The organism is Actinoplanes sp. NPDC049802 (assembly GCF_040656595.1).
Classification (GTDB): domain Bacteria; phylum Actinomycetota; class Actinomycetes; order Mycobacteriales; family Micromonosporaceae; genus Actinoplanes.
On sequence record NZ_JBFAMR010000139.1, the window covers coordinates 1 to 11,045 of the forward strand.

Annotated in this window: 9 protein-coding genes; 5 read left to right on the top strand and 4 right to left on the bottom strand. The window is 70.2% G+C overall.

Annotated elements, in window-relative coordinates; translation table 11 throughout:
• Positions 1-762: 762 nt before the first annotated feature.
• Positions 763-1,548, bottom strand: coding sequence for an alpha/beta fold hydrolase (locus AB0I88_RS40270; protein WP_361037403.1), 786 nt, complete (start codon positions 1,546-1,548; stop codon positions 763-765).
• Positions 1,549-1,867: 319 nt separating this feature from the next.
• Positions 1,868-2,164, bottom strand: coding sequence for a metal-sensitive transcriptional regulator (locus AB0I88_RS40275; protein WP_361037405.1), 297 nt, complete (start codon positions 2,162-2,164; stop codon positions 1,868-1,870).
• Positions 2,165-2,243: 79 nt separating this feature from the next.
• Here AB0I88_RS40275 and AB0I88_RS40280 point away from each other — a divergent pair, with 79 nt between their 5' ends.
• Genes AB0I88_RS40280 through AB0I88_RS40290 form a run of 3 tightly spaced genes read left to right on the top strand, consistent with a single transcriptional unit; the run spans position 2,244 to position 5,577 of the window.
• Positions 2,244-2,456, top strand: a complete 213-nt coding sequence (locus AB0I88_RS40280) for a cation transporter (RefSeq protein ID WP_361037407.1) — start codon at positions 2,244-2,246, stop codon at positions 2,454-2,456.
• An 8-nt stretch (positions 2,457-2,464) separates the two neighbouring features.
• The gene (locus AB0I88_RS40285) at positions 2,465-3,370 is read left to right on the top strand and encodes a hypothetical protein (protein WP_361037409.1); all 906 of its coding nucleotides are present in this window, start codon (positions 2,465-2,467) and stop codon (positions 3,368-3,370) included.
• Between the two features lie 11 nt (positions 3,371-3,381).
• Positions 3,382-5,577, top strand: coding sequence for a heavy metal translocating P-type ATPase (locus AB0I88_RS40290; protein ID WP_361037411.1), 2,196 nt, complete (start codon positions 3,382-3,384; stop codon positions 5,575-5,577).
• 1,574 nt (positions 5,578-7,151) lie between these two features.
• Here the strand turns inward: AB0I88_RS40290 and tuf are convergent.
• Entirely contained in the window at positions 7,152-8,342 is a 1,191-nt protein-coding gene (tuf, locus tag AB0I88_RS40295; protein ID WP_361037413.1) for an elongation factor Tu, read from the bottom strand.
• Positions 8,343-8,581: 239 nt separating this feature from the next.
• On the bottom strand, positions 8,582-8,926 hold the full coding sequence (locus AB0I88_RS40300; protein WP_361037415.1) for a nuclear transport factor 2 family protein: 345 nt from the start codon (positions 8,924-8,926) through the stop codon (positions 8,582-8,584).
• Positions 8,927-9,182: 256 nt separating this feature from the next.
• On the opposite strand from AB0I88_RS40300, the gene AB0I88_RS40305 reads away from it, so the two are divergent.
• The gene (locus AB0I88_RS40305; RefSeq protein ID WP_361037417.1) at positions 9,183-9,818 is read left to right on the top strand and encodes a DUF4360 domain-containing protein; all 636 of its coding nucleotides are present in this window, start codon (positions 9,183-9,185) and stop codon (positions 9,816-9,818) included.
• 310 nt (positions 9,819-10,128) lie between these two features.
• Entirely contained in the window at positions 10,129-10,977 is an 849-nt protein-coding gene (locus tag AB0I88_RS40310) for a CDP-alcohol phosphatidyltransferase family protein (RefSeq protein ID WP_361037419.1), read from the top strand.
• The last annotated feature ends 68 nt before the right edge of the window (positions 10,978-11,045 follow it).

Genomic DNA, 11,045 nt, shown 5'->3' on the forward strand with positions numbered 1-11,045 from the left:
GAGCTGCCGCATACCTAAATTGTCCCGCGCCCGAAGAAGAAACTGTAAGACCCGCCAAGAACTGGATCATGCCAATCTATTGAGATGCGGCAGAGAAGAAACGGTCAGAGGTATCACCGACGACCCGTCGGAGGGGTTTGGTCCCGGCCGGCCGCTCGGCTTGACCGCTTTACCCCTTGCGGAGAGATGCGGGAATGACAGCGTGTCGCTTCATCCCTTGCGGAGGAGTGCGGGAATGACAGCGTGTCGCTTCATCCAATTCCAGCACGCTGACACCGGTGCAATCACTCACCGCAACCGCCGATCTTGAAAGGGCGGTGCCTCGGGTGGGCGGTGGGTTCGTTTCCGAGTGAGCCGCGAACCCGTGACCGTCGCGGTGGTCGCGTGTCCCCGGATGGTCGGTGCCGCACGGGTGGCGTTCATGGACGGTGTCAGGGGCCACCGGCGGTCGCCGAGGAGTCATCGCGGCCGGCCGAGGCTTTTATTCGATCTTCCTCAGGGACGAGCGCGCCGTTCAAGGAATGCCGTCTACATGCGTAAACGCCGCGGCGGACGGGTCTTCACCTGTCTTGGATCGGCGTCGCGGGCCATGGAACCTGAATCCAGGTCCGGTTTCGGCCACCGGACACCCGCGTGGTGAGGCCGCCGGCCGGAACCAGATCGGATATGCGCTGGTAGCGAGCCTTCTTGAAAGCCAGCAGGGTCGGCGCTGCCTCAAGCGTCACGAGGCAACCCTGACGACCAGCCGAAGCAGGCGATGGGTCAGTCGCCGGCCAGGATTTCGTCGGTTCGCAGGCCGGCGGTGGCCCACCAGGTGACGATGCGGTCGACGACCGGGCCGGGCCGGCGGGCCCAGGCGATGTGGTCGTTGCTGCCGCCCGGTGGGACGTCGGCGTGGCGGTAGTGCCAGACGGTGGTGGCCGGCCGGTCGAACATGGTGGCGGCGAAGGCCTCGACCGACGACGGCGGGGCGAGGCGGTCGCCTTCCAGGGCCACGAGCAGCGACGGGGTACGGACCGGCTCGGGTGACGGGAACGGGGTGCGGCCGGTCAGCGCCATCCGGGCCCACTCGCGCATCAGGGTGCGGGCGCCGGGGCCGCCGAAGGCAGGTTTGGGCAGGTAGCCGAACAGGCCGGTGAGCGCCGGGACGATCACCCCGGCCTGGATCACCAGCGGCAGGCCGCCGAACGGATAGTGCCGGTGGTACGGCAGCGCGCCGCCCACGGTGACCACCGCGTCCGCTGGGACGTGGTTGAGCTGGTGGCCGACCGCGAGCTGGGCGCCCAGGCTGTGGCCGAGGATGATGACGGGCCGGTCCGGCGACTCGGCGCGGGCGGCGGCGACGGCGTCGGCCATGTCGCGGATCTCGTCGGCGTAGGACCAGTCGTTGTCCCGGGCGGCCGGGCGCTCCCCCGGCTCGAACCCGCGCCGGCTGAGGGCGCGGGCACTCCAGCCCTCGGCTTCGAACGCTTCGACGAGCAGCCGGTAGTACCGGGACCCGATGCCCATGGCGGGCGACACGAGGACCAGTGGCGCCGGCTGTGTCATGTCGAATCCCCGTCTCCGCGTCGGCGGCCGCTGGCTACCGGCCGGTATCAGCACTCTTCGACCTACCGGATCCGTACGACAAGCGGTTGAGGCCCACATCACGCGGCCGGACCGGTCTCCTGAGCCACGGCCGATCTCACGAGCCGACGGCGGGACGGGCTCACCAACCGGCGGCCGGACCGGTCTCAGGAGGAGGCGGCCGGGGACGGCCGGGAGCACCGGCGGGCGGCCCGCCGCGAAAGCAGCGAGGCCCGCGGTCGCGTACGAAAGACAAGCCGCACGACCGCGAGGGGCCGCAGACGGATCGCGCCGGTGCTGGTCAGCCTCGTTTCATCAGGCGGCCGACGGCGGCCATCAGCTCGGCGGCCATCTCGTCGGCGCGGCCTTCCTTGGCGCCCTCGTGCATGCAGTGGCGGGCGTGCCCGTCCATCAGGCCGAGCGCCACCTTGTCGAGGGCGGCCTGGATGGCGGAGATCTGGGTGAGGATGTCGATGCAGTAGCGATCCTCGTCGACCATCCGCTCGATGCCACGCACCTGGCCCTCGATCCGGCGCAGCCGCGTTTGCAGATTGTCCTTGGTGGCCGTGTATCCGCGAGTCGGGGCGGGGTTGGTCATGCCGCCCATGCTACATCGACTGGATACCCCTACCGGGTATGTGTATGGTGGGGTCCGACACCGAGCGAAGGGAACCACCATGCAGACCACGACCTACCCCGTCACCGGCATGACCTGCGGCCACTGCGTCACCTCGGTGACCGCCGAGGTGTCCCGCATCCCGGGGGTCACCGGCGTCACGGTCGACCTGGCCGGCGGCACGGTCACCGTCGACTCCGAGACCCCGGTCGACCGTGAGGCCGTGCGCGCCGCGGTCGACGAGGCCGGATACGAGCTGGGCGAAGCCTCATGAGAACGGCGGTGAGACTTTCCGCGTACGCCATGGGGCTGGTCCTGATCTTCGGGGCGGCGGTCGGCGCGGGCCGCGTCATCGGCCCGGACCGGCAGCCGGAGGCCGCGCCGCCGCACGCCGGGGGCCACGCGCCCGCCGGGGAGACCGCGGCGGCGGCCCACATGCCCGGCGGGTTGCAGATCGCGCAGGACGGCTACCGGCTGAGCCCGGCGACCACCCGGCTCGCCGTGGGGGCCGAGCAGCCGCTCGCCTTCCAGGTGCTGGGGCCGGACGGGAAGCCGGTGACCGACTACACCGAGAATCACGACAAGGACCTGCACCTGATCGTGGTCCGTCGTGACATGTCCGGATATCAGCATGTGCATCCGGCGCTCGGTACGGACGGCACCTGGTCGGTCCCGTTCCGCGTGGATACCCCCGGGCAGTATCGGGTGCTGGCCGACTTCCAGCCCTCGACGGCGCCGGAGGCGATGACGCTCGGCTTCGACGTCCCGGCGCCGGGCGACTACCAGCCGGTGGCGTTGCCGGCGCCGGCGGTGACCGCCGAGGTCGACGGCTACACCGTCACCCTCGACGGGGATCTGCGGACCGGCGCGCTGGGCTTCACGGTCAGCCGCGACGGCAGGCCGGTCACCGACCTGGAACCGTACCTGGGCGCGCTCGGGCACCTCGTGGTGCTGCGCGAGGGCGACCTCGCCTACCTGCACGTTCATCCGGCGAGCGAGGACGCGCTGGCGTTCCAGGCCGAGGTGCCCTCCCCCGGGGTCTACCGTCTCTACCTGGACTTCCAGCACGCTGGGAAGGTGCGCACCGCCGAGTTCACCGCCGCCACGGCCGGCGTCACCCCGCCGCCCGCCCCGACCGCGTCGGCGAGCTCCGGTGGGCACGGCTCCGACGGCCACACGCACGACTGAGGACCGTAGTCATGACCTTGCAGATCGCACCCCAGTTGATCGAGCTGGAAATCGGCGGGATGACCTGTGCGTCCTGCGCGGCCCGGATCGAGAAGAAACTCAACCGGATGGACGGGGTGACCGCGACCGTCAACTACGCCACCGAGAAGGCGACGGTCACTGCCGACCCGGCCGTCACCACGGCCGACCTGATCGCCACGGTCGAGAAGACCGGATACACCGCGAGAATCCCGGAGAAGGTGGAGGAGGCGCCGGTCGCCTCCGATCCGCTCCGGACCAGGCTGATCGTCTCCATCGTGCTCAGCGTGCCGGTGATCCTGCTGGCCATGGTTCCGGCGTGGCAGTTCACCTACTGGCAGTGGGCGTCACTCACCCTGGCCGCGCCGGTCGTCGTCTACGGCGGCTGGCCGTTCCACCGGGCGGCGGCGATCAACCTGCGGCACGGCGCCGCGACCATGGACACCCTGGTCTCGCTGGGGACCATCGCGGCGTTCGGCTGGTCGCTGTGGGCGCTGTTCCTCGGCACGGCCGGCGAGCCGGGCATGACGCACCCGTTCAGCCTGAACATCAACCGCACCGACGGTTCGGGCGCCATCTATCTGGAGGCGGCCGCCGGGGTCACCATGTTCATCCTGGCCGGGCGGTACTTCGAGGCACGGTCGAAGCGGCGGGCCGGTGACGCGCTGCGGGCGCTGCTCGAACTGGGCGCCAAGGACGTCGCCGTGCTGCGCGACGGGCGCGAGGTCCGCGTACCGGTCGAGACGCTCGCCGTCGGCGACCTGTTCGTGGTCCGTCCCGGGGAGAAGATCGCCACCGACGGCGTGGTCGAGGAGGGCTCGTCAGCGGTGGACCGGTCGCTGCTGACCGGCGAGAGCGTCCCGGTGGAGATCGGCCCGGGCGGCGACGTCACCGGCGGCACGGTGAACGCGGGCGGCCGGCTGACGGTGCGGGCCACCCGGGTCGGCGCCGACACCCAGCTGGCGCAGATGGCCCGGCTCGTCGAGCAGGCACAGGCCGGCAAGGCCGAGGTGCAGCGGCTGGCCGACCGCATCTCCGGCGTCTTCGTCCCGATCGTGATCGCGCTGGCGGTGGCGACGCTCGGCTGGTGGTATGGGACGGGCGCGGGCTGGACCGCCGCGTTCACCGCCGCGGTGGCCGTGCTGATCATCGCCTGCCCGTGCGCGCTGGGCCTGGCCACCCCGACTGCACTGCTGGTCGGCACGGGCCGGGGCGCGCAGCTCGGCATCCTGATCAAGGGGCCGGAAGCGCTGGAGTCGACCCGCCGGGTGGACACGATCGTGCTGGACAAGACCGGGACGGTCACCACCGGTGTGATGAAGCTGGTCGCCGTACTGCCGGACGATCCGGAACTGCTGCGCCTGACGGCCTCCGTCGAGGCCGCTTCGGAACACCCGATCGCTCACGCGATAGCCGCCGAGGTGCGTGATCACCTCCCGGTGAGTGGGTTCACCAGCTTCGAGGGCTTGGGCGTACGCGGAACCGTCGGCGATCATGACGTCCTGGCCGGGCGGATCAGTCTCCTGGAGCGGGAGGGTTTCGAGGTCCCGTCCTCCGTCGTGGAGGCGGTCGCCGAAGCCGAAGCGGCCGGGCGCACCGCGATCGTCACCGGCTGGGACGGCAGGGCGCGGGGTGTGCTGGCCGTCGCCGACACGGTGAAGCCCACCAGCGCCACCGCCGTCGCCGACCTGCGCCGCCTGGGCCTCACCCCGGTGCTGCTGACCGGCGACAACGAGACCGTGGCGCGGGCGGTGGCCGCCGAGGTCGGCATCGACGAGGTGATCGCCGGGGTGCTGCCCGCCGGGAAGGTCGACGTGGTGCGGCGGCTGCAGGGCGACGGCCGGGTGGTGGCGATGGCCGGTGACGGGGTGAACGACGCGGCCGCCCTGGCGCAGGCCGATCTGGGCCTGGCCATGGGCACCGGCGCGGACGTGGCGATCGAGGCGTCGGACCTGACCCTGGTGCGGGGCGATCTGTCCGCCGCGGTCGACGCCATCCGGCTGTCCCGGCGGACGCTGCGGATCATCAAGAGCAATCTGTTCTGGGCGTTCGCGTACAACGTGGCGGCTCTGCCGCTGGCCGCGGCCGGCCTGCTCAACCCGATGATCGCCGGCGCCGCGATGGCGTTCTCGTCGGTCTTCGTGGTGGCCAACAGCCTCCGCCTGCGCCGGTTCCAGCCGCTGCGCTGACCGGCCGGCTCGGGGGCTGTCTCGCGTCCAGCGAAACAGCCCCCACAACCAGCTGAACACGACCGGCCGGGGCGCTGCCTCACGGCCCGCGAAACAGCCCCCCACAACCAACTGAACACGGCCGGCCGGGGCGCTGCCTCACGGCCCGCGAAACAGCGCCCGGAGCCAACCGAACATGACCGGCTGGCTCCGGGCGCTGTTTCGCGGGGTGCGGAACAGCGCTGACATAGCTGGCCTATCAATAAAGACTCGCCACCAGCGCATGTCCGGTCCGGCCCTACTTTGCCAGGCCTCACGACGCGGGTGCCGGGTAGCGGAAACCGAACCTGGATCAGGGATTCGATGACCGGCGGCGGCGATCGGCGATCGGCGATGGCGGAGGCGATCGGCGATGGCGGAGGCGATCGGCGATGGCGGAGGCGATCGGCGATGGCGGAGGCGATCGGCGGTCCAAGACCGGTGAAGATCCGTCCGTTGTGGTGTTTGCGCATGTAGACGAGACGGTATTGCGTGGACGGTGTGCTCGTCGCTGGGCAAGACCGGCGAAGCGACTCGGCCGGCCGCGGTGGCTCCTCGGCAATCGCCGCTGATGGTGTCCCTGGACTCCAGCGTGCGGCATCGGCCGGCCGTCGCACGGAACCACCGCCACGGTCACCGGCTGGCAGCGGATGCAGAGACGAGTCCCCGTTCGGGGAGACGGGACACGGATTTCGGCTATCTGCGTTCCGCAGACGTGACACCCGCAACGGGTGTCGTCACACCCACTCCGGGTGTCACGTTCTCCGAGCACACATCGCCCCGCACGCCGGCCCTCCGCCCACCGGACGCCGGGCGGCAGGGCGGCAGGGCCACCGCTGACGCTGTCCCTGGACTCCAGCGGGTGCGTTCGTTTCTGAGGGAGATCGGCGAGAAGGCGCCGGCCAGCGGCAATGACCCTCCGGCAACCGCCGACAGCCGCTGGCATTATCCATGACCGCCATTTGCGGCACTGATCAGCCGAGACGCGGGACGACCGCAACGATCATAAGTTCGCAGCTCACTCAGAAACGAACGCACCCACTCCAGCGTGTGGCACCGGCCGGCCAGCACACGCAACCACCACCACGATCACCGGCTGGCAACGCATGCAGGAACGAATCCCCGTCCGGGGAGACGGGACACGGATTTTCGGCTATCGGTGTTCCGCAGACGTGAAACCCGCAACGGGTGTCGTCACACCCACTACGGGTGTCACGTTCTCCGAGCACACATCGCCCCGCACGCCGGCCCTCCGCCCACCGGACGCCGGGGTGCCGGGGTGCCGGAGCGCCGGAGCGCCGGAGCGCCGGAGCGCCGGAGCGCCGGAGCGCCGGAGCGTACCGTTGGTGCGCTGTGGGCGCCTGCCCGGGCGGGTAGACGGGGCCGAGCGATTCGGCACGCACGCAGGGCCCCGCGTGGTCGCTCACGAGTGTCACAGCGGTGCTCGGGGCACACCGTAGGCGCGCTGTGCGCGCCCGCCTGCCCGCCCGGCGGGCAGGCGGGCAGGCGGGCGGGGTCAGCGCTGAGAGCCAGCCGGGTGTTCGGGGCCTGCCAGGTCAGTCGAGCACGGCGATGACCGTGCCGGCGGCGACCGTGCGGTTGCCCTCACGGACCGCGAAGCCCATGCCGGCCTCGCACGCGATCGCCTTGCCGAGCGTCACCGTCACCTCGTCCAGGGTGTCGCCCGGCATCACCAGGTCACGGCCGCCGAGGTCCATCCCACCGGGCACGTCGGTGGTGTGGAAGTAGAACTGCGGCCGGTAGTCCGCGGCGAACGGCGTGTGCCGGCCGCCCTCGGCGCTGGTCAGCGCGTACATCCGGGCCGTGAAGACCCGGTGCGGGCGCACGCTGGACGGCGCGGCGAGGACCTGGCCCCGCTGCACCTGCTCGCGCTTGACGCCACGCAGCAGGACGGCGGCGTTGTCGCCGGCCTGCGCCGACTCCAGCACCTTGCCGAACGTCTCCAGGCCGGTGGCGACGCTGGCGACGGTCGGGCCCAGGCCGACCACCTCGACGGGTTCGCCGGCGCGCAGCTCGCCGCGCTCCACCTTGCCGGTGACCACGGTGCCCCGGCCGCTGATGCTGAGCACGTTCTCGATCGGCATCAGGAACGGCTCGCCCAGCTCGCGCGGCGGGACCGGCACGTAGGTGTCGACCGCGTCGAGCAGCTCGGCGATCGACGCCACCCAGCGCGGGTCACCGTCGAGGGCCTTCAGCGCGCTGACGCGTACCACCGGCACCTCGTCGCCGGGGAAACCGTAGCCGGACAGCAGCTCACGGACCTCCAGCTCGACCAGGTCGAGCAGCTCCGGGTCGTCGACCGTGTCGCTCTTGTTCAGCGCCACGACCAGGTACGGCACCCCGACCCGCTGGGCGAGCAGCACGTGCTCGCGGGCCTGCGGCATCGACCCGTCCTGCGCCGAGACGACCAGGATCGCGCCGTCCACCTGCGCCGCCCCGGTGATCATGTTCTTCACGTAGTCGGCGTGGCCGGGCATGTCGACGTGGGCGTAGTGCCGGGACGCCGTCTCGTACTCGACGTGGGCGATGGTGATGGTGATGCCGCGGGCGGCCTCCTCCGGGGCCTTGTCGATGCCCTCGAACGCGACGTACCGGTTGGTTGCCGGGTCGCGGTCGGCGAGAACCTTCGTGATCGCGGCGGTCAGGGTCGTCTTGCCGTGGTCGACGTGACCCATCGTGCCGATGTTGAGGTGCGGCTTCGTACGGATGAACTGGCTCTTGGCCATGATGTCGAGTCCTCACTGGATGCGAGGCGGGAGGTGGAGCGCGGCCCCGATGCCAGCCGGGACGCGCCAGAACCACGCACGGTGCAGCCACCCCTCCCCTGGGTTCTGCTGCTGGTAGGGAGGGGTCAGACTCGCGAATCAAGGCGCACGGGAGCCGCCACGAGGGGCAGCTGCGAACCGGGCGCGAAGAACATGGCGACGACGGTAGCCCGGGGCCCGGAGCCGGCGCGACCGGTTTTCTACAGCGGGCGGCTGACGTCCCAGTGCTCGACGATGAGGCCGTCCTCGAAGCGCCAGATGTCGACGACGGCCTCGGTCGGGCCCTCGGCCGGGATCAGGTGGTAGTGGGCCACCACGAACTCGGGGTCCGCGATGACGTGCTGGAGTTCGAGCTGGGCGGTGGCGATCGGCGAGTTCACGATGAACTCGATCCAGGCGTCCCGGCCGGCCGGAGCGCCCGGGGTGTGTGACCGGAAATCCTCGCGGAGGATCTCGCGGAGGACCTCGACCTCGCCGGCCGCGAACCGGCCGAAGGCATCGAGGAACCGTCTCTTGTTCTCTTCCGCCACATCGATGTCAGTCATGTGGACACCGTCGCACCGACGGCCGCCCGTGTCGACCCGCGCCCGCTCCTAGCATTTGATCGATTCTGCTCGCGCCGGTTCTTCGAGAATCTGCCCGGACGGCCGGGCGCGGTGCGCCCGGATGGGCAATAAAACAACCCGGAGCCGCACCGGCAGGCGTTTCGATCGCGCTATCCGGACGACCGTAAGTACGTTTCTCTCCGGCCCCCTACGCCTATTTCTCGCATATTCATGGAACTTTTCCGGGAGGCACACGATGCTGAACACGATCACCGCCGGGGCCATCGCCCTCTCGTCCCTGGGCGCGCCCGGCGCCGGGTGGCACAGCGCTCCCCCGCCGGCCGAGAACATGGTCATCGAGGTGGTCTCGGCGAACGGGTCGGGCTGCCCGAACAACACCGCCGAGGTGAGCGTCTCGCCCGACAACAAGGCTTTCACCGTGGCGTACAGCCAGTTCATCGCCCAGGTGGGGCCGCTGGCGAAACCCACCGACTACCGCCGGCAGTGTCAGCTGTCGCTGAACGTGCACGTGCCGGAGGGCTTCACGTACGCGGTGGCCAGCGCCGACTACCGCGGGTACGCCCGGCTGGAGAAGGGCGCGACCGCCAGCGAGACCGCCTTCTACTACTTCCAGGGCGAGCGGCACACCACGAGGATCCGGCACGACTTCAAGGGGTTCATGGATGAGGACTGGCAGCGCAGCGATCGCGTGGAGGCCGGTTCCATGTCATACCTGCCGTGCGGCGAGAAACGGTATCTCAACGTGAACACCGAGTTGAAGGTGAATGCCGGAACGTCACCGAAAGGCACGACGAGTTTCATGACGATGGACTCGACCGACGGAAATCTGGAAACGATCTACCGGGTCTCCTGGATGAAGTGCCCGCAATGATGCCGGATCCGGCGCCCGCCCCGGGACACGTGTACGCCGAAGCCCGGTGGGGGCCGCCGGGGCGGTGCTCGTCGCGTACCGGATCGGGCTGCCGTTGATCCGCGCGCACGGGGGGGGGTGAGGTGAGTGACTGGCTGCCGTTCGCGGGGGTTTCGGCCTTCGTGGCCGCCGTGGCGGTGTTCGCTCGACGCGACGGGGTGACGGATGTTGACTCCGCGGTGTTCAATACGCGCAGCGCGGGGGTCCCACCCCCAGTGCACGCGTTGTTCACGCGCCGCCCCCGCGCTGTACACGTCGAGGAGATACAGCGATGGCACAGCGCCCCTCGCTCGCGGAGATCCGTGAGCGCACCTACAAACGCCGGGACGCCTGGTGGACGGTCTGGCTGGTGGATCCGCTCGCGTCCCGGCTGGTGTGGCTGGTCGCCCCGTGGCGCTGGGTGACGCCGAACCTGCTGAGTCTGGGCGCGTTCGCGCTGGGCCTGGGCGCGGCGGCGTGTTTCTGGCAGGCGGAGTACCCGTGGCTGCTGGCCGGCGCGCTGCTGTTCCACCTGGGCTTCGTGCTGGACTGCATGGACGGCAAGATCGCCCGGCTGAACGGGACGGGGTCGCTGTTCGGGAGCTGGCTGGACTACGTTTTCGACCGGCTGCGGGTGGTGACCTGCTCGCTGGCGCTGTTCGGCGGGCAGTGGAACCACACCGGTGAGACCTACTGGCTGTGGCTGGCCACGGCCGTCATCTTCCTGGACATGTTCCGTTACCTGAACGCGCTCCAGATGCAGAAGGTCAAGCTGACCATGAAGGAGAACCTGACGGCCGCGGCCGAGGCGGCCGGCAAGCCCATGGAGTACGCCGAGGAGACCGACGACGAGGCTCCCCTCGACGAGGAGGCCTCCAAGATCGACGTGCACGGTGACTTCCGCGCCCGGTTCCGGGGTTTCCTGAGCTTCCGCAACTTCCTGCTACGGCAGCGGATCCGCGCCCACGTGTTCAGCGGCATCGAGTTCATGATGTTCGTCTTCATCGTCGGTCCGGTGATCGGACAGCTGGTGGCGGTGACGATCGTCTCCGGCGTCCTGCTGCTGGCCTTCGAGTCGTTGCTGGTCTACAAGCTGTGGACCACCACGAGGACCTACCACCGGCGGCTCGCCGTTCTCTGAGACCCCTGCTCAACGCCGTCGAAAACGTGCTGGGCACCCTGACCGGGGTCCTGTTCGTCGCCGACGCG

What these genes read in the sequence shown, in the direction of transcription:
- AB0I88_RS40270 (WP_361037403.1), bottom strand. Translation starts at nt 1,548, where the DNA reads ATGACACAGCCGGCGCCACTGGTCCTCGTGTCGCCCGCCATGGGCATC.
- AB0I88_RS40275 (WP_361037405.1), bottom strand. Translation starts at nt 2,164, where the DNA reads ATGACCAACCCCGCCCCGACTCGCGGATACACGGCCACCAAGGACAAT.
- AB0I88_RS40280 (WP_361037407.1), top strand. Translation starts at nt 2,244, where the DNA reads ATGCAGACCACGACCTACCCCGTCACCGGCATGACCTGCGGCCACTGC.
- AB0I88_RS40290 (WP_361037411.1), top strand. Translation starts at nt 3,382, where the DNA reads ATGACCTTGCAGATCGCACCCCAGTTGATCGAGCTGGAAATCGGCGGG.
- tuf (WP_361037413.1), bottom strand. Translation starts at nt 8,342, where the DNA reads ATGGCCAAGAGCCAGTTCATCCGTACGAAGCCGCACCTCAACATCGGC.
- AB0I88_RS40300 (WP_361037415.1), bottom strand. Translation starts at nt 8,926, where the DNA reads ATGACTGACATCGATGTGGCGGAAGAGAACAAGAGACGGTTCCTCGAT.
- AB0I88_RS40305 (WP_361037417.1), top strand. Translation starts at nt 9,183, where the DNA reads ATGCTGAACACGATCACCGCCGGGGCCATCGCCCTCTCGTCCCTGGGC.
- AB0I88_RS40310 (WP_361037419.1), top strand. Translation starts at nt 10,129, where the DNA reads ATGGCACAGCGCCCCTCGCTCGCGGAGATCCGTGAGCGCACCTACAAA.